The organism is Pseudomonas sp. CH61 (genome assembly GCF_059429415.1).
Map to the genome: position 1 here is coordinate 4,476,024 of NZ_CM182098.1, position 18,908 is coordinate 4,494,931.

General features: G+C 60.1%; 11 protein-coding genes and 1 pseudogene. 8 read left to right on the forward strand and 4 right to left on the reverse strand.

What is annotated here, in order from left to right; genetic code table 11:
• Positions 1-327: 327 nt before the first annotated feature.
• The 8 genes from AC5SEM_RS19970 to cmoB all read left to right on the forward strand — a co-directional run bounded on the left by AC5SEM_RS19970 (position 328) and on the right by cmoB (position 13,708).
• Positions 328-702, forward strand: a complete 375-nt coding sequence (locus AC5SEM_RS19970; protein ID WP_495471123.1) for a DUF6124 family protein — start codon at positions 328-330, stop codon at positions 700-702.
• Positions 703-944: 242 nt separating this feature from the next.
• On the forward strand, positions 945-1,397 hold the full coding sequence (locus AC5SEM_RS19975; protein WP_331691940.1) for a hypothetical protein: 453 nt from the start codon (positions 945-947) through the stop codon (positions 1,395-1,397).
• Positions 1,398-1,602: 205 nt separating this feature from the next.
• Complete coding sequence (locus AC5SEM_RS19980) at positions 1,603-7,335, forward strand: membrane-targeted effector domain-containing toxin (RefSeq protein ID WP_495471124.1); 5,733 nt, start codon at positions 1,603-1,605, stop codon at positions 7,333-7,335.
• A gap of 843 nt (positions 7,336-8,178) precedes the next feature.
• The gene (gene lon / locus AC5SEM_RS19985; protein WP_495471125.1) at positions 8,179-10,593 is read left to right on the forward strand and encodes an endopeptidase La; all 2,415 of its coding nucleotides are present in this window, start codon (positions 8,179-8,181) and stop codon (positions 10,591-10,593) included.
• A 216-nt stretch (positions 10,594-10,809) separates the two neighbouring features.
• The gene (locus AC5SEM_RS19990) at positions 10,810-11,202 is read left to right on the forward strand and encodes a protease inhibitor I42 family protein (protein ID WP_007916811.1); all 393 of its coding nucleotides are present in this window, start codon (positions 10,810-10,812) and stop codon (positions 11,200-11,202) included.
• A gap of 2 nt (positions 11,203-11,204) precedes the next feature.
• The gene (locus tag AC5SEM_RS19995) at positions 11,205-11,849 is read left to right on the forward strand and encodes a lysoplasmalogenase (RefSeq protein ID WP_185057841.1); all 645 of its coding nucleotides are present in this window, start codon (positions 11,205-11,207) and stop codon (positions 11,847-11,849) included.
• Between the two features lie 126 nt (positions 11,850-11,975).
• Complete coding sequence (gene cmoA, locus AC5SEM_RS20000) at positions 11,976-12,755, forward strand: carboxy-S-adenosyl-L-methionine synthase CmoA (protein ID WP_175559565.1); 780 nt, start codon at positions 11,976-11,978, stop codon at positions 12,753-12,755.
• Positions 12,752-13,708: a tRNA 5-methoxyuridine(34)/uridine 5-oxyacetic acid(34) synthase CmoB gene (gene cmoB, locus AC5SEM_RS20005; protein ID WP_116033036.1), complete on the forward strand. Its 957-nt coding sequence runs from the start codon at positions 12,752-12,754 to the stop codon at positions 13,706-13,708. The genes cmoA and cmoB overlap by 4 nt, the downstream gene beginning before the upstream one ends.
• 372 nt (positions 13,709-14,080) lie before the next feature.
• On the opposite strand, the gene tadA is transcribed toward cmoB, so the two are convergent.
• The 4 genes and pseudogenes from tadA to ptsP all read right to left on the reverse strand — a co-directional run bounded on the left by tadA (position 14,081) and on the right by ptsP (position 18,896).
• Complete coding sequence (gene tadA, locus AC5SEM_RS20010; protein ID WP_034156281.1) at positions 14,081-14,581, reverse strand: tRNA adenosine(34) deaminase TadA; 501 nt, start codon at positions 14,579-14,581, stop codon at positions 14,081-14,083.
• Positions 14,581-15,957 carry a multicopper oxidase family protein gene (locus AC5SEM_RS20015; RefSeq protein ID WP_495471126.1) on the reverse strand — a complete coding sequence of 459 codons (1,377 nt, stop codon included), beginning with the start codon at positions 15,955-15,957 and terminating at the stop codon, positions 14,581-14,583. Before AC5SEM_RS20015 ends, tadA begins: the two co-directional genes overlap by 1 nt.
• 117 nt (positions 15,958-16,074) lie before the next feature.
• Positions 16,075-16,365 (reverse strand): PTS sugar transporter subunit IIB, encoded by a 291-nt coding sequence (locus AC5SEM_RS20020; RefSeq protein WP_368968595.1) that lies wholly within the window; start codon positions 16,363-16,365, stop codon positions 16,075-16,077.
• A gap of 2 nt (positions 16,366-16,367) precedes the next feature.
• Positions 16,368-18,896 (reverse strand): annotated as a pseudogene (ptsP, locus tag AC5SEM_RS20025) (phosphoenolpyruvate--protein phosphotransferase).
• Positions 18,897-18,908: the final 12 nt, after the last annotated feature.

Consider the following 18,908-nt stretch of genomic DNA (forward strand, 5'->3'; position numbering starts at 1 on the left):
ATGTGCTTGTCCTACAGACGTTGAAAGTGGCGCGGAGTTTTCCGACAAGTCGCGTCGGTTGTGCCTCGGAAATCGGCTGGATAGGCTCTGGGGGTCGCTGCAAATTCAGCGAACGGGCGTCGCGGCCCGACCTCTTAAGGCATAATCGCCCCGCTGACTAACGCACATAAGTGTCTGTCAGCTTGTTTTATGGCGGCTGTGCGCGGGATACCTTCGGGTATGCCGAAGTGCCTTGGGAGTCGGTCCGCGAACCCGCGTATAGCTGCCACCCTCGAATTGCTTCGCGGCAACTAGAGGGATGGCTCCACCATTCCCAAGGAGTCAAAAATGAAAAAGCCGACACCCAATCCGCCAGAAACCGATGACACCTCGCCCTACGAATCCCCCGATTCCAAGAAATTCCACGAAGCCGCCGAACGCGCCCTCGACCACTACCTCAAACCCAACGCCTTGACCCTGCGCTTCCACAAACCCAGCACCATGTTCCAGGTCGCCCCCGAGCAGGACAGCGAAAGCCTGCTGGTCCACGCCTGCGAATCCCTGGCGCAAGCCAGCCTCATGACCAGCGACATCGCCGCCTACATCGACCTGCCGCAACGGCGCACGATTCTGGCGATTCAGCAGATCATCATGCTCGCCGAACTGGCGGTGAACCGCGTGCTGGATAACCACGAAATCCCGCAATCTCCACCACACAGCTAACCCCCTGTGGGAGCGAGCCTGCTCGCGAAGGCGTCAGCCCATTCAGCGGTTTGAGTGACTGAAACAGCGCTTTCGCGAGCAGGTCTGCCCCACACTTGATCAGCACTGCGCTTTTTATATAACCCCAATCAAGAAGCGTCATCGCGAACAAGTATAAAAACCTGTCAGATATGACAGTTCACTGTATTCACTCGCCCACTCAGACTTCCTTCTCCAACCAAATCAGGCACAGGAAGTCCCCCATGACCCATCCAAAGGCATCTCCAGCAGTCTGGGTAAACGGTATTCTCAACGTTGATGTAAAAGGCACCATTGGCGGCACGCCGGTCAATCTGACCAGTTTCCTGACGACCAGCATTTCTGCGTCTGTCAATGAGCTGGGCGGTTACAATTTTTCTTTCGAAGATAATCACGGTTTATCGAGCAGGCGAAAACTCTCCATCTCGCTTCGCAAGCTGCTGGATCCTTCAATCGCTGGCTACTTTGAATATGTCGTGACTGAACGAGGAATTCAGCCTTATGACTATAAAGTGACATCCTCTTCCGGCATCGCTGTAAGCAAACTAAATGAAAGCCTGTACTTATACTCTCTCGATAATTTGCAACTTTCCGCCAAGGCAGTCCACGGTGATGAAACACGTGAACTCACCGGTAACGGATACTTTTTTCTCCAGGAACTGACTTACCCTATCTAACAAACAGGTCAGGATTTCACTCGTCGGGTTAATCGTGCGCCTGCCGTTCCATCACAGGTGTATGGCAGACGCATGCCGACGTGAAATACCCAGCCAAACCCAAGCTCTATATCGACAGACCACTAGCCCCCTATACATAGATACCACCCGCCCCCCACTGCCCCTCGCCATGCTGGCCGCTCACCCTCAGCATGGAAAAGCGCCCATGAACCCCGCCACAGCTCCCACACCTGAAGAGATCAAAAACGATCTCAACGCGATCGGCCATCATCTGTTTGATACACCAACCCCATTGCTTCCCGAGCAGCCACCGACCACCGAACAGGCCTTTCTGAAACGCCTCGACCAGCAATTGAACAGCTACCGCACAAGCTACCTGCAACGCAGCCGTGCGCTGTTTCAGGCGTTGGATAACAGCGATCTGCAAAGCGATGCAGGCAAACAGCTGATCGCCACGCTGAAAGTCAGACTGGCCACGCAACTGATCAACATGGACAAGAGCGACCGGATCGACGATAAACCGGCGAAAACCTTCCTCAACCATGATGCCGGCTTCACCGCCATCGGCCACGAAGCCAGGCAGGCTGTCACCGACCGCCTGTTGCATCCGCAAGCCGGCGAACTGCTGCAAAAGCTCGATTTGGCCCCGATGCTGCGTCCGGCCATGTACGCGCTGCAGTTCAACTATCAAAACACCACCGTTGAGCTGGCCGGTGCCTTTGTTGTCACGGAAAAGGACACTCGCCGAGTCAAGGACCTGCAGACCGACCAGAGCATGGGTTTCGCCCTGCTGTTCACCCCCGCAAGAGGTATCGAATGCTTCAACTCCCTGGCTGATCTCGACAACCAGTTGCGCTCGTCCCTGAACCAGGCCAGCGGTAGCGAAGAATTCATGCTCATGCTGCCGAGGCGCTATCACGCGGTGGGCGCAGCAGGAATCTGGCCGCTGCTGCTCGCGCCGATCGACAGCAAACCCTTGTTCGAACACACCTACGATGCGCTGATCGAAAAACGCACGCAGGACATCGAGCGCGCCTTGAGCTTCGCCGACAACCCGCAGCAAGACCCCAAGCAATTGCTTACAGCGCTGGAGCGCGCAATTGCCGCCGCGCTGCCGGATCTCACGCCGCGTCTGGCATTACGCGCGCAAACCTTGTTCGAACGCCACCTGCGCTACAGCTCACCGCACTGGTACCGCAGCGCCAGCACCGCGCAGAAAGACGCATTGGCTGAGCATCTGCGCAACTACCAGCAGGCGCGGCAACACCTGCTCAACCTGATGGAGCCGGTAGGCAGCCTGACGACACTGGCCCGCCAGCAATGGCTGGAACGCTTGAGCGAAGACCTGGAAATCGACGATCTCGAGCCGGAAAAGTTAAGCCTTTCGACCGATCGCCGAGTGCCGGGCTACGGCGTTTATGTGCATCAATCCAGTCTGCTCGAACTGTCCTTGCGCGGCCCGCACACCGGCGATGAATTACCGGGCTCGGCGTTTTTGAAGCACACCACCCTCACCTACGATGGCGCGCCTCTGCCGCCAGCCTACGCTGACGTGACGCCGGCGTGGCTGATCAAGCAAGCCGTGGAACTGCAACCTCGGATTGACTTCCATCACTTGCAAAAAGCGCTACAGGCCAAACCTGCGATCAACCCCGCCATCAGGCAGATGCTCGATCAACGTATCGTCGCCCTCGCTCACACGGCTGTGCTGCAAGGGCACTTGCTCGACAGTGACCTGCAATTGATTCAGCGCCTGCGCGACGGCAGCGATCCGCGCCTGCGCGCCGCCACCCTGTCACTGCACGGCGCGCAGTTGCAGGACTTGTGGGTGCTGCGCCAGAACGATGACAGCGGCGCGCTCAAACGGTTGTTGCTGTGCACGCCACAGGCGCCGCGAGACCAACAATTCCAGACCTTCGACAGTGAGCGCGAATGCCAGACCCACCTGCTCGGCTGGGCCAGGCACAGTGATGTCGCCGAGAGCATGGCCGGCTACCTGATCAGCCGCGCGCCCATGCGCTTTCGCGCGAAGGTGCGTCACGTGTTGGCCGGGCTGAGTTTCAAACCTGAGGCGCTGGAGCATCAAAAGGTCACGTTCGATTACGCCGACAGTCATTCCGATTGCCTGCGTACGATGGCTGAACTGGTGCTCGCCACACGGATCGACGACTACGATTTCTGTACACCGCTGTGGTATCGCGCCACCACTGCCGCCAACCGCAGGAAGCTGACGACCCTGAGCGAAGACGCCGAAGGCGCCTTGCGTGCGTTCAACAGCCATGCCTTGTCGGGCAGTCGCTTTCCGGTCTTTGATGACTATGTGCACGAACAAGCAAAAATCAGCTTGAACCGCTTGCTCAGGCGCACGACCAACGATGTCGATCCGGATACCGTGTGGGCTTACTCGCCGACCTCCCTCGTGCGCTCGTGGACGCCAAAACCTTTGACCTACACAGCGCTCTATCGCGATGGCTACGCCGACGGCATCGGTTTTCTCGATGAGAAATTTTCCCGCTCGGCGCGCTTCAGAGGGCCGCAGGGCATCGATATCAGCAACCTGACCGCACAGAATGTCGCGCGCTCGGTCACCGGTGTGTGGATCGGCCAGCGCTACATCGCCAAGGTCAAGGCTGAACTGCAAAATTCGACGAGCGAAGGTTACGACTTCAGGCGCAACGCGACCTTGGCCATTACCCAGCGCCAGATGAAAAGCGCCGCGCTGGAATGCCAACTGCAAGGCCATATCGCCAGCCATGATCTGCAATGGCTGGAGCACAGTATCGACAGCATGGCTGAGACGTCCGGGTCGATGCGCACGAAATATCCGTTCCAGCGCTTGATGATCGACGGCGAATGGGTGCTCGATGCGTGGCTGTTCAGCCATGGCGACAACCCGGTCCTGCTCTATACCCCGGAGGCGCCCGACGGTGTCGCTTTCCGCGAAGCGCGGCTGTTCAATTACCTGCTTCAGCAGCAGTCCGGCATGCTCGAATACCTGACGTTGCGCGTCGGCGTCAGCGCCCGGACGCGGGTTCGCACGCACCTTGAAAACATCAGGAAAGGGCTGCCCAAAGACCTCAATAAAACCACACCCAGCCCTGCACGTTACGACTCGACCCGCACGGTCGCGGCGGTCAGTGATCTGCGCACGGCCCTTTACAACATGAAGCTGCAACGGCGTATCGACGACGTTAACGCCACCACCACCAGCCGTGCCGAGATGATCGCCGGTCTGGTCTGGACCAGTGTCGAATGGATCGCCGCCATTGCCACGGCGCCGTTCCCGCTGCTGAGCTTGAGCACCGGCCTGCTCCTGGCGTTCAAGGACGCCATGCTCGCCCTGCACGCGTACCGTCAGGGTGACCACAGCGAAGCCTTCCAGCATCTGCTCGGCTATCTGTTCAACAGTGCCGGCGCGGTGCTGACCGACCTGCGTCCGGCGTTGCGTTCGCTCAAGCCCGCGCGTCGACCTTTGCGTCAGAGCACCGCCAGCGCCAGTGCCAGCAGCGAACAACAGAATGTCATGTCCGTGATCGACCAAGTGGCACCCCAACCTGATTGGGATGACATGCGCGTGGTGGTTTTCCGACACCAGCTGTTCTTTACCGCGAACAGCCCCGACGCACTCGGTCGTTATCTGCTCTATCGGAGCAAGCCGAATTCCCCTGACCTCGTTTCTACCGGCATCCTGACCGTGCGCAATTCCGACGGGATGATGGTACGCAGCGGCATGGCCGGCGGCGCGCCCAAGTACCAAGCCGTGCCAGAGACACCCGGCCCCTACAAGGTCTATGGCGTGGAGCGCAAATACCGGCAGCGCGTCGAAGCAGTGATGAATCCGCAAACCCGCGAGGACATCCTCATGCGCGGTCAGGACGATATAGCCAACAGTCCGTACTTGATAATTGCCGGCGTCGTCGATGAACTTGCCTCGACACGCACCGCCTACCTGAAGCAGGTCGAAAAGCTCAGCGCAGACGCCACCGCGCATTTCGCCGAACTTGCCCCGCTGCCAGCCCGCGCCGAAGTCCCGCCCGTCGGCAACGACCTGTCGTTTGCCCGGTTACTGGCCAGCGACGCCGTCAAAGGGAAAAACCTGGTGATCGGCGCCCAGCCCGGTTCGATCGCCAGCAAACAACTGCTGATCGATGGTGTGGACCAACTCGTGAGCACAGGCTTCAAGCGACTTTACGTGGAATACCTGGCGGGGGATGTCTTCAATATCAAGCTGGAAAAGATGAACAAGGGCGGAACCTGGAGACACATCAAAACCCATCTTGAAGCCGTCGACCGTGCGCTGGGCCATGAGAAAAACGCGCCATTCTCTTATCTGGCACTGGTGCGTGCGGCTCGCGAAAAAGGTCTGAAAATCCATGCGCTGGATGCTTCGACCAGCTACCAACTGGAAGGAGCGATGGTACTGAACGACGTCTCGCCATTGACCCCGCGCAGCAATAGCCTCAGGAATTTCTATTCGCACAAGACGCTGACCGCCGATATCGCCGATGCGCCTGAGGAACGTTGGGTGGTCCTCACCGAACAATCACGCATGAGCACCTTCAACAACACCCCCGGCCTGGCCGACCTGCACGCGGCCGTTGCCGTGCGCGTGGAAGATGTCGCACTCGATCAGCCGGCACGCATCGCCCTCGATTCAGCCGGTGCCATCGCCGGGGATACGGCCGCCAGGGGCGATTATCGGGTGCAATGGCCGACGGCGTACAAGGCGCCTCAGCCCGTCTCCCGGCCCGCACCGATTACCCCCGTTGTCGAGCATTTCAGCGAATACGATATTGCGCCTTCGATGCGTGACGATATCGCGCAAATGTTGCATCAGCCCTACGCCATGGATTCAAGCTACACCCCGACCGTACCGCGTGAAAAACGGGCGTTCGAGGCGTTCATCGCCAACCGCGGGCGCCTGGAGAAAAAGGCCAGTGATGCTTTTGCTCACTACACGCCCCCCGAAGCGGCCACGCTCCCGACGCTCACCTCCGACACCACGTTCGAGGAGTTTTTGCGGCTGATGGCCGACGGACGCTTGAACCTGCTGATCGGCGAGGCCCATTCCCACATAGCGAGCAAAGCGCTGCTGAAAAAGCACATGAAAGCGCTTAAGCGAGCCGGGTATGACACGCTTTACGTGGAACATCTGCTCACTGATTTGCACCAGGCCGATCTGGATATTTTTTATCGTACACAGCGCATGCCGGACAGATTGAAAGATTACCTGCGCGTCCAGGACCGTGGCCACATGCCCTCCCATGACGGTAACGATACGTACACAGAGGTCTGTCAGGCGGCGGCCAAATACGAAATCCGAATCAGGGCGCTCGACTGCACGGCGTCCTACCACCTCAAGGGTGTGTCTGACGAAGCTATCTCGCGAAACGAGATGTTCAGCTATTTCGCCAGCCAAGTGATCGAAGCCGACCAACTGGCACACGGACCGCATAAATGGGTGGCCCTTATCGGCAATGCCCACACCAATTACAACCTGGGTGTGCCGGGTCTGGCGGATACCCTCTCGGCGGTCAGTCTCCACGTGCGCGACACTGCTCCGGAACTGGCCAGAGATATCCATCGCGGGGCGTGGGAAGTGGTGGACAGCAAACGCGGCACCAATAGCCGGGCCTTGCGCAGCGATTTCCTGATGGAAGTGGCCGTCGCCGGAACGAAGCAGCCAGACCCGACGCCGTCTGTCAGCCGCAGCCAATTGACCCATTCCGGGATGTTCATGATCGAACGTACGGGCACGGACGGGCCCCGTCTGGTACATAAATCCAAGACCGGCGACATCGTTGTGACACCGATCCAGGTCAATGACCACGGCTTGTTTTTCATTGATCGCTGGGGGAAGAAAGATGAGGGTTTCAAATACCTGCGGAGCTTGATCGATATGCTGGTCGATGATGTGAAATTGACCGAAGTGAAATAACCATCAGAGGTGATCTGCGCATTGCCAACAACACAGCCGAAAAGCCCCTCACCCTAACCCTCTCCCGGAGGGAGAGGGGACTGATCGAGATGTTTGGGAGAGCTACGCCGACGTGCAATACCGCGTTGAACTCAGATTCTGAATCAGATCAAAAGCCCCTCACCCTAGCCCTCCCGAAACGTCGGACCGCCCGTAGGGAGAGGGGACTGACCGTGGTGTTTGAGAGTGTTACGCCGACGTGAAAGTCCAAGTTGAACTCAGGCTTTGAAAAGCACATAAATCGGCTCCCTCTCCCTCGGGAGAGGGCTGGGGTGAGGGGCAGCAACAACGCAAATCAAAAGCCGAACACCCGCGCTCTTCACCACTCAATAGGCCGAGTGTCAGCTCGCCTGCTTTTGATCTTGATCCACGGGCGACGTCGGAAGGCTGAGTGGAGGGATTGATCCGGGCGTGGGAGCGCAGCGACCGTTTGGCGCAGCCAAACACAGCGAGAGGAGGTGCAGCGAAGCAAACCGTAGACGCTGCGCCCGGATCGATCCCGGAGCGAAGGAACCCCGAGCCCCAGCGAGCGGGCCGCACGTAGGAGCAAGCGTTTTTTTGCTTACTTTTTTGAGGGGTTTGTCAAAAAAGTGAGTCGCCGTCAGGGCGAAACCCTAAGCCGCCGTTACCTAAATAACGGATATACACACCAAACACCCCTAACATGGTCGGCCCAAAGGCCGCCAAGTCGAAAAGCGTGAACCCTGTCAAAACCCTGAACACACAATCAGAAACACCGCCCCCCATTGAAACCACCCAAGCCCTGCCCCATCTAAGACCCATACCCCATTGCGCAGGTGCCCCATGAGCGACCAGCAAGAATTCCCGGAAAACCCCGACGACTACACCGAAACCGACATCGAACATACCTCCTCCGGCAAAGGCCTCGCCCTGCCCGGCCAGAACCTGCCGGACAAGGTCTACATCATCCCGATCCACAACCGCCCGTTCTTCCCGGCCCAAGTCCTGCCGGTCATCGTCAACGAAGAACCGTGGGCCGAAACCCTCGAACTGGTCAGCAAATCCGAACACCACTCCCTGGCCCTGTTCTTCATGGACACGCCCCAGGAAGACCCGCGCCACTTCGACACCGGCGCCCTGCCGCAGTACGGCACCCTGGTCAAAGTCCACCACGCCAGCCGCGAAAACGGCAAACTGCAATTCGTCGCCCAAGGCCTGAGCCGCGTACGCATCAAAACCTGGCTGAAACACCACCGCCCACCGTATCTGGTCGAAGTCGAATACCCGCACCAGCCCACCGAGCCGACCGACGAGGTCAAGGCCTACGGCATGGCGCTGATCAACGCGATCAAGGAACTGCTGCCGCTCAACCCGCTGTACAGCGAAGAACTGAAGAACTACCTCAACCGCTTCAGCCCCAACGATCCGTCGCCACTCACCGACTTCGCCGCCGCCCTGACCTCCGCCACCGGCCCCGAGCTGCAAGGCGTGCTCGACTGCGTGCCGATGCTCAAGCGCATGGAAAAAGTCCTACCGATGCTGCGCAAGGAAGTCGAAGTCGCGCGTCTGCAAAAAGAGATTTCCGCCGAAGTTAACCGCAAGATCGGCGAGCATCAGCGCGAATTTTTCCTAAAGGAACAACTCAAGGTCATCCAGCAGGAACTCGGCCTGACCAAGGACGACCGCAGCGCCGACCTTGAACAGTTCGAACAACGCCTGGAAGGCAAAGTCCTGCCGGCGCAGGTGCAGAAGCGCCTCGAAGAGGAAATGAACAAGCTGTCGATCCTCGAGACCGGTTCGCCGGAATACGCGGTTACCCGCAACTACCTCGACTGGGCGACCTCGGTGCCGTGGGGCGTGTACGGCGAGGACAAACTCGACCTCAAGCACGCGCGCAAAATCCTCGACAAACACCACGCTGGCCTCGATGACATCAAGGATCGCATCCTCGAATTCCTCGCCGTCGGTGCTTATAAAGGCGAGATCAGCGGTTCCATCGTGCTGCTGGTCGGCCCGCCGGGCGTGGGTAAAACCAGCGTCGGCAAATCCATCGCCGAATCCCTTGGCCGGCCGTTCTACCGCTTCAGCCTCGGCGGTATGCGCGACGAAGCCGAGATCAAGGGCCACCGCCGCACCTACATCGGCGCACAGCCGGGCAAACTGGTGCAGGCGTTGAAAGACGTCGAAGTGATGAACCCGGTGATCATGCTCGACGAAATCGACAAGATGGGCCAGAGCTACCAGGGCGACCCGGCCTCGGCGCTGCTGGAAACCCTCGACCCGGAGCAGAACGTCGAATTCCTCGACCACTACCTCGACCTGCGCATGGACCTGTCGAAAGTCCTGTTCGTCTGCACCGCCAACACCCTCGATTCGATTCCGGGTCCGTTGCTCGACCGCATGGAAGTGATTCGCCTGTCGGGCTACATCACCGAAGAGAAAGTTGCCATCGCCAAGCGTCACCTGTGGCCGAAACTGCTGGAAAAGGCTGGCGTGTCCAAGGGCAGCTTGAGCATCAGCGATACCGCGCTCAAAGCCCTGATCGACGGTTACGCCCGTGAAGCCGGCGTGCGTCAGTTGGAAAAGCAAATGGGCAAACTGGTGCGCAAAGCGGTGATGAAGCTCATTGATGACCCGAAAGCGGTGATCAAGCTCGGGCCGAAAGACCTCGAAGCGTCACTCGGTCATCCGGTGTTCCGCAACGAACAAGTGCTGTCTGGTACCGGCGTGATTACCGGTCTGGCCTGGACCAGCATGGGCGGCGCCACATTGCCGATCGAAGCGACGCGGATTCACACGCTCAACCGTGGCTTCAAACTCACCGGGCAACTCGGTGATGTGATGAAGGAATCGGCGGAGATCGCCTACAGCTACGTCAGCTCGCACCTGAAACAGTTCGGCGGTGACGCGAAGTTCTTCGACGAAGCCTTCGTCCACCTGCACGTACCGGAAGGCGCGACACCGAAGGACGGCCCGAGCGCCGGCGTGACCATGGCTAGTGCGTTGTTGTCTTTGGCGCGTAATCAGCCGCCGAAAAAAGGCGTGGCGATGACGGGTGAACTGACGCTGACCGGGCATGTACTGCCGATTGGTGGGGTTCGCGAGAAGGTGATTGCGGCAAGACGGCAGAAGATTTTTGAGCTGATTTTGCCGGAGCCGAATCGGGGGAATTTTGAGGAATTGCCGGATTATCTGAAGGAAGGGATTACTGTGCACTTCGCGAAGAAGTTCGCAGATGTGGCGAAGGTGCTGTTCTGATAGTTCTGCGGTGATATGACCACCGCTATTGCGAGCAGGCTCACTCCTACAGGGTTCTGTGGTGAACAGTTGATTTGTGAACGCCACAACCCACTGTAGGAGTGAGCCTGCTCGCGATGGCGTCAGCCCAGACACCAACACTCCCCGACTGTCACACTTTGTCTCATCTTCAGTTATGCTCGCCGTTCGTCGTGAACGCTCGGAGCCGCTGACCCTATGTCCCCCACTCGCCTGTTTCTCCCCCTCGCCCTCTCGTTGCTGGCCGCCTGCGCCACGCAACCGAAACACAACGTGACAGTGGAAAAACAAAGCGAATGCCCAGTACGGCTGACCAACGGGCAAAACCTCATCATCATGCTGCCAAGCAACCCGACCACCGGTTATCGCTGGGCCATCCAGGATTCCGCTGGCGGCGTATTGCGCGCGCTCAGCCCCGAGGTCTACAGCAATCCGGAAGATGCCGGCGTGGTCGGTGCAGCGGGTCTGTCGACCTGGCGCTTCCAGGCTTTTGCCCCCGGCACCGGGCGTCTGCGTCTGACCTCGCAACAGCCATGGGCGCCGGAAGTGCTGCCGGTAGAAACCTTTGACTGCGCCATTTCGGTGAACTGATCGTGGGCTGGCTGATTCTGGCGCTGATGGGCGCGGTGACGTTTCTCTACGGTGTCAGCACCCATGCGGCGTTGCTGTGCCTGTTGGTGAAACCGCTGCCGGTGCTGGCGCTGCTCGGCTGGCTACATGATGCGCCGCCCAGCGACTATCGGCGCTGGATCAGCCTCGGGCTGATTTTCTCGTTGCTGGGTGATGTGTTGCTGGCGTGGCCGGGCGATCTGTTTGTATTTGGCCTCGGTGCGTTTCTGGTCGCACATCTGGCGTATCTGAAGGCTTATTTGAGTGACTGCAAGCGTCTGGCGATTTTGCCGCTGGCACTTGCTCTCGGTGTTGGCGCGGTGTTGCTGGGGATGCTCATTTCCAGCGGACTCGGGCCATTGCTAGTACCGGTGATTGTCTATGGCACGGCGATCAGCGCAATGCTCTGGCGCGCCCTCGCTCGCCTTGGCACCGATGTGCCCAAACGTTCGGCGCTTCTGGCGGCGGGCGGTGCGCTGGCGTTTGTGTTCTCCGACAGCGTGATCGGTATCGATCGCTTTGTATCGCCATTCCACGCGGCACCTTACGTCATCATCCTCAGCTACTGGCTGGGCCAGTGGGGCATTGCCGCCTCGGCGTTCTCTCAAAGTAAACGCGCCAGCCTTTAAAAGATCGCAGCCTGCGGCAGCTCCTACAGAAAACCGCATTCCCCTGTAGGAGCTGCCGCAGGCTGCGATCTTTTGATTTGCCGCTTTATCAGACAACCCAAGCATCCCGACGCCACTTTGGCTAAAATGCCGGCCTTTTCCACCGACACCGCCGGAACCGCCGTGAGCAAAGAACCCGATCGCATTTTCGCCAAGCCTCTGGCCCAGGTACCTGACTTCGCCTTCAACGAAGACGTGGTGCGGGTGTTCCCGGACATGATCAAGCGCTCGGTGCCGGGTTACCCGACCATCGTCGAAAACCTCGGCGTGCTCGCCGCGCAGTTCGCCCAGCCGAACAGCGTGCTCTACGACCTCGGCTCGTCACTGGGCGCGGTCACTCAAGCCCTGCGCCGCCACGTGCGCACCGACGGTTGCCGGGTGATCGCTGTGGATAACTCCGCCGCGATGGTCGAACGCTGCCGCGAATACCTCAACGGTCAGGATTCGATGTTCCAGGAGTTGCTGCCGGTTGAAGTGATCGAAGGCGACATTCTCGCCCTCGATTTTCAACCTGCTTCGGTGGTGGCGCTGAACTTCACCCTGCAATTCATCGCCCCGGATCAGCGCACCGCGTTGCTCTCACGCATCCGCCAGTCGCTGCTGCCGGGCGGCGCGCTGATCCTCTCGGAGAAGCTGCGTTTCAACGATGCCGAAGAACACGCCTTACTCACCGATCTGCACGTCGCCTTCAAACGCGCCAACGGCTACAGCGAACTGGAAATCGCCCAGAAGCGCAGCGCCATCGAAAACGTCATGAAGCCCGACAGCCTCGAAGAACACCGCGAACGCCTGCTGGCCGCCGGGTTCTCGAAAGTCGTGCCGTGGTTCCAGTGTCTTAACTTTGCCTCGTTGATTGCCTTGCCATGATTGATCTGTCCCCCCTCGCCCGCCGTCTGGCTGGTACACCGCTGGCCGAATGGGCCAACACCCTGCAAGCGCAACTCGACAAGAAAATGGAGAAAGGTCACGGCGATCTGGAGCGCTGGCAAAGTGCGCTGGACGCCTTGCCGAAGATTCAGCCGAGCGAAATCGATCTGCTTAATGGCCTGAGACTCGACACCGATTGCGACGACGAAACCCGCGCGCAGATGCGTACTGCGCTGATGGGCCTGTCGCCATGGCGCAAAGGGCCGTTCGATCTGTTTGGCGTGCACGTCGACACCGAATGGCGCTCGGACTGGAAATGGTCGCGGGTCGCCCCGCATCTGGACCTGAAGGGCAAACGTATCCTCGATGTCGGCTGCGGTAACGGCTACTACATGTGGCGTATGCTCGGCGCCGGCGCGAACAGTGTGATCGGTGTCGATCCGAACTGGCTGTTCTTCTGCCAGTTTCAGGCGGTGCAACGTTATCTCTCAGAGCCGAACGCGTGGCATTTGCCGTTCCCCTTTGAAGACCTGCCGCCGAATCTGGAAGGTTTCGACACGGTGTTTTCGATGGGCGTGTTCTACCACCGTCGCTCGCCGATCGAGCACTTGCTGGCGCTGAAGGATTGTCTGGTCAAGGGCGGCGAGCTGGTGCTGGAAACGCTGGTGGTTGAAGGCGACAAGCATCAGGTGCTGGTGCCGGAAGATCGCTATGCGCAAATGCGAAACGTGTGGTTCCTGCCGTCGGTGCCGGCGCTGGAGTTGTGGCTGCGTCGCGCCGGTTTCACCGACATTCGTTGCGTGGATGTGAGCACAACCACGGTTGAAGAACAGCGCGGGACTGAGTGGATGAAGTATCAGTCGCTGAGTGATTTCCTTGATCCGGAAGACCACAGCAAAACCATCGAAGGGTTGCCGGCGCCGATGCGTGCGGTGATTGTCGCGAAGAAGTAATCCGACCTCTCAAACACCGCGGTGAACTCACCCCTCACCCCAGCCCTCTCCCCAGGGAGAGAGAGCCGATCTTCGGGCTTTTCAAAACTTGAGTTCGACTCGGTATCTCAGGTCGGCGGACCTCGCCCATCCAGCTCGGTCAGCCCCCTCTCCCGCTGGTAGAGGGAGCCGATCTTCGGGCTTTTCAAAACTTGAGTTCGACTCGGTATCTCAGGTCGGCGGACCTCGCCCATCCAGCTCGGTCAGTCCCCTCTCCCGCTGGTAGAGGGGGCCGATCTTTGGGCTTTTCTAAACTTGAGTTCGACTCGGTATCTCAGGTCGGCGGACCTCGCCTATCCAATCCGGTCAGTCCCCTCTCCCTCTGGGAGAGGGTTAGGGTGAGGGGCTTTTTGCTCTTCGGGCCCGGAAGAACTCGGTCAGCACGGCGCCACACTCCTCCGCCAACACCCCGCCTTCATACAACACCCGGTGATTCAAAAAGCCCTGGGTAAAAAACTGCCCCTGACTCTGCACAATCCCCGCCTTCGGCTCCAGCGCGCCATACACCACCCGCGCCACTCGCGAATGCACGATCAAACCGGCGCACATACTGCACGGTTCCAGCGTCACATACAGCGTGCTGCCCGGCAGGCGATAGTTATCCACTGCCTGCGCGGCCGCACGAATGGCGACCATTTCCGCATGGGCACTCGGATCGCTGGTGCTGATTGGGCAGTTGAAGCCGCGGCCGATGATTTCGCCATCCTGCACCAGCACCGCGCCCACCGGCACTTCGCCGAGGGCTGCGCCTTGTGCCGCGAGAGTCAGGGCTTCGCGCATGAAGTCACGGTCTCGGCTGCGGTCGATGATCGCGGCGGGGCGAATCTGGCGCATCACTTCACCTCGATGGCGGCCATCAGGCCGGTTTCCATGTGGTCGATCACGTGGCAATGGAACATCCACACCCCCGGATTATCGGCCACCAGCGCCACTTGCGCGCGCTCGTTCTTGCCCAGCAGATAAGTGTCGGTAAAGTACGGAATGATCTTGTGCCGGTTCGACGCGATCACCTTGAAACTCATGCCATGCAAGTGGATCGGGTGCTGATACTGGGTCATGTTCTTCAATTCGAAGATGTAGCTCTGCCCCAGTTTCAGGCTGGCGATCGGCCGATCAGCGCAGGTCTTGTCGGTGATGTCCCAGGCCTTGCCGTTGATCTGCCACAGGCTCGGCGGCCGGCCATTGTCGACGTTGACCGACACCGAGCCGACCCATTCGAAATTGAAGTTGAGTTTCTCGGCATTGGCCAGGTCCGGCTCAGCCACCGGGTTGGCCGGCAGCGCTTTTGGCCAGTCAGTCGGCGCCTCGTTATTGGCCACCGAACGCAGGGTGCCGAGACGTACCGGGCCATTGCGCAGCGACAACTCTTCGCCCGCCGCCGGTGCCTTGATCGCCAGACAAATGCGCATGCCCGGACCCAGCCAGTATTCCTTGCCCAACGGCCGTGGCTCGACCGGATTGCCGTCCAGCGCATAAATCTTCGCTTCGACGCCGGGAATGTTGATGCGGTAAGTCAACGTGTTGTCGAGGTTGAGCAAACGCACCCGGGTGATCTGCCCGGCCGGCAGTTCGATCACCGGGGTCGGCACACCGTTGATGGTCGACAACCGCCCCGCCGTGCCACCACGCGCGGCTTCACGGGGAATGCTGAACTCGACGAAATTGCCTTCGTCATCGATGTGCCAGTTTTTCAGGCTCAAGGTTTTTTCGTACTTGAAACCAGTGGGCTCGCGCTCTTCGATGATCAGCGGCCCGACCAACCCGCGCCCGAGTTCTTCGCTGCTGCTGACGTGCGGGTGATACCAATAGCTGCCGGCATCCGGCACGCGGAATTTGTAGTCGAAGTACTCGCCCGGCAACACCGGCAGCTGCGACACGTACGGCACGCCGTCCATTTCCAGCGGCAGACGAATGCCGTGCCAGTGAATGGTCGTCGCCACCGGCAGGTGGTTGATGAAGCGCACCCGCAGCCATTCACCCTGGCGCACACGCAACTCGGTGCCCGGCGCCGACGGGCCGAATGCCCAGGCCTCGGTCTTGTGCCCCGGCACCAGCTCGACGTCCAGCGGTGCGGCGATCAGTTCATAATCGTGGCCCGCCTCGGCGTCGGCCATTTTGCCGAGCCAATAACGCGACGCGCCCCCCGCACCAACGCCAACGACAACAAGACCGGCCAGGCCACCGAGGATTTGGCGACGGGTAAAGGACATGAACTCAACTACCTCACGTATCAGCGACAGGCCCTGAAGGCCTGCAAAAGGCGAATACGATACACCTGCGGTTGAGAAACAGTAAGGGCGACCTGAGGCCGCACATCACCTGCCGGCTTAAGGCCGCAGCCCGGTAATCAGGTGCACCACACCGTCCGCCAAGGGCATCACGCCCGCGACTCCGGCGGCGCTCAACGCCCGTTGGTCGATGTGCGACACATCACGCAACACTACACGCACCCGCGTCAACGCCAGCGGTTGCTGCGACTTCAGGTTATCCACACCGCCCAGCGCCGCGACGATATCGGCGCTCAATCCGTCGCTCTGCTCGGCCGCAGCTGTCGGTGTGTCCGCGACCAGATCCGGGGTCAGGGCTTTCCAGAATGCCTTCTGCAATTGATCGAACATGTTCAGTTCTCCAGAACCCGCAAAGTATCGACGGTTGCCTCGTGAAACAGCTGCAACGCCTCGCGCACCTGCCCGGCACTTTCCAGACCGAGCACCTGTTGGGCGATGATCTGACAATCCGCCAGCGCAAGCTCGCGCACTGTTGCCTTGACCGGGGCAATCATCGGCACGCTCACCGACAACTCATCCACACCCAACCCCAGCAACAGCGGCACCGCCAGACGTTCAGAGGCCATCGCCCCGCACACGCCGACCCATTTGCCATGGGCATGCGCGGCCTTCACAGTCATGGCGATCAGACGCAGCACCGAGGGATGAAAACTGTCCGCCTGACTGGCCAGGCGCGGGTGGTCGCGATCCATCGCCAGGGTGTATTGCGTCAGGTCGTTGGTGCCGATCGAGAAGAAATCCACCAGCGGCGCAAACAGATCCGCCATCAGCGCTGCGGCCGGCACTTCGATCATGATCCCCATTTTCGGCCGTTGCGTTAGCCCTAGCGCGAGGATTTCCTCGTCGAGCATCTGCCGCGCCAGACGCAGCTCCGACAGCTGCGTGACCATCGGCAACATGATGTGCAAACGTGTCAGATCGCAGCAGCCGAGCATGGCGCGGAACTGCTCTCGCAATAATTGCGGGCGCTCCAGGCACAAGCGAATGCCGCGCACGCCGAGGAACGGGTTGGTTTCGCTGTCCATGGGTACGTAGGCCAGCGGTTTGTCGCCGCCGACATCGAGGGTGCGCACCACCAGATTGTGCGCAGGCCCCACGCAGCGAGCGATCGCGCTGTAAGTGGCGACCTGTTCGTCATGGCTCGGCGCGTGGTTGCGGCCCAGGTAGAGAAACTCCGAACGCAGCAGTCCGACACCCGCGCCCCCCGAGGCCATGGCCTGCCCGGTTTCAGACAAAGAGGCGACATTGGCCGACACCTCGACGTGATGGCCGTCACGGGTGCGCGCCGCGAGCGCTGCATTGGCCAGCTCATGCTCGTGGCGTTGGCGCTGTTGCGCGTGGCGCGCTTGCCATTGTTTGATCGCCGCCGAGTCCGGATGCACATGCAGTTCGCCCTTGTCGGCATCGAGCAGTACTTGAGTGCCATTGCCCAGCGCAAGCATTTGCACCGGCACCCCGCAGATCGATGGCAGGCCACAGGCGCGGGCGAGAATCGCCACGTGACTGGTCGCGCCGCCCCCCACCGTAGCGAAACCCAGTACCTTGCCGGTATCGATACCGGCGGTCTGCGACGGGGTCAGTTGATCGGCAATCAGAATGCTTCCATGCGGCAGCTCCAGCGCCTGATCACCAATCCCCAATAACAGCTTGAGCACCCGGCGCCCGACATCGGTCAGATCCGCCGCCCGTTCGGCCAGCAGTGCACTGCCGAGCTGGCGAAACATGATCGCGGTTTCTTCAGTGGCGGCGCGCCAGGCGAAGGCCGCGCTTTTACCCTCGTCGATCAACGCTTGCGCCTGATCGAGCAGACCCGGATCTTCGAGCAGTTCCTGATGGGCCTTGAAGATCTCGGCTTCGGCTGCACCAGCAGCGGTATCACGCAAATGCTGCAAGGCCAGATCGGCTTCGATCAGGGCATTGGCGAGGGCCGCACGCTCGACCTCTGCTCCGCCGCCAAATTCGCTGACGTCGAAGACCGGTTCGCTGATCTGCACCACTTGGCCCAATGCCGAACCGGGTGACGCGCAGACGCCCCGCAGAAGCGTTAGCGCCTCCGTGACGACGACCTCGGTAGGCGCCACTGCCGTTACCGTTTCACCGCAGCCTTCGGCCAATAGTCGAGTCAGCACCTCGATCGCTGCATCAGCGTCTTCGCCCACCGCACTGAGCTGCACGCTGTCGCCGAACGCGGTCTGCAACGCCATGATCGCCACCAGCGATTTGGCGTTGGCTTGAGCCTGCTGCTTATGCAGGTAAATCTTTGCCGAGAAGACCTTTGCCGCTTGCGCGAAAACTGCCGCCGGGCGCGCGTGCAGACCATTGGGGTTGGGCAGTTTCAATGGTTGCGAGAAAACAGCCTGCCCCTCTGTCGCCACTGCTTCCTCGCTGAGTGCCTGGGTGCTGGCTATTTCAAGCAACGGCTGAGCGCTTTCGACCTGTCCGCTCGACGCGACCAGTCAGGTAAACGGCTCACCGCTGACCACCAGCATCAACGTCATCAGGCTGCGCGCATGCCGAACAATGTAATCGGCATCGAACTCGATCAGCGCCTGCCCGGCGGCAACCCGTTGCCCCTCTTCGACCAGGCGAGTGAAACCTTGCCCGCCGAGGTTCACCGTATCGAGGCCAATATGCATCAACACCTGCACGCCGTTGTCATCCGTGATGCTCACGGCATGCCCGCTGGCCTGCACGTTGCTGATAACTCCGGCCAAGGGCGCGCATAAGGTCGACGAGGTCGGATCGATGCACAGACCGTCGCCGATCACGCGTCCGGAAAACACCGGATCGGGCACTTGCTCGAGCGCCATCAGGACACCGGACAAGGGAGCCAGCAGTTGCAAAGGTTGGGGTGTGGCCATGACGTCACCTGC

What these genes read in the sequence shown, in the direction of transcription:
- AC5SEM_RS19975 (WP_331691940.1), top strand. Translation starts at nt 945, where the DNA reads ATGACCCATCCAAAGGCATCTCCAGCAGTCTGGGTAAACGGTATTCTC.
- tadA (WP_034156281.1), bottom strand. Translation starts at nt 14,581, where the DNA reads ATGCGCCAGATTCGCCCCGCCGCGATCATCGACCGCAGCCGAGACCGT.
- cmoA (WP_175559565.1), top strand. Translation starts at nt 11,976, where the DNA reads ATGCCGGCCTTTTCCACCGACACCGCCGGAACCGCCGTGAGCAAAGAA.
- AC5SEM_RS19980 (WP_495471124.1), top strand. Translation starts at nt 1,603, where the DNA reads ATGAACCCCGCCACAGCTCCCACACCTGAAGAGATCAAAAACGATCTC.
- AC5SEM_RS20020 (WP_368968595.1), bottom strand. Translation starts at nt 16,365, where the DNA reads ATGTTCGATCAATTGCAGAAGGCATTCTGGAAAGCCCTGACCCCGGAT.
- AC5SEM_RS19990 (WP_007916811.1), top strand. Translation starts at nt 10,810, where the DNA reads ATGTCCCCCACTCGCCTGTTTCTCCCCCTCGCCCTCTCGTTGCTGGCC.
- lon (WP_495471125.1), top strand. Translation starts at nt 8,179, where the DNA reads ATGAGCGACCAGCAAGAATTCCCGGAAAACCCCGACGACTACACCGAA.
- cmoB (WP_116033036.1), top strand. Translation starts at nt 12,752, where the DNA reads ATGATTGATCTGTCCCCCCTCGCCCGCCGTCTGGCTGGTACACCGCTG.
- AC5SEM_RS20015 (WP_495471126.1), bottom strand. Translation starts at nt 15,957, where the DNA reads ATGTCCTTTACCCGTCGCCAAATCCTCGGTGGCCTGGCCGGTCTTGTT.
- AC5SEM_RS19970 (WP_495471123.1), top strand. Translation starts at nt 328, where the DNA reads ATGAAAAAGCCGACACCCAATCCGCCAGAAACCGATGACACCTCGCCC.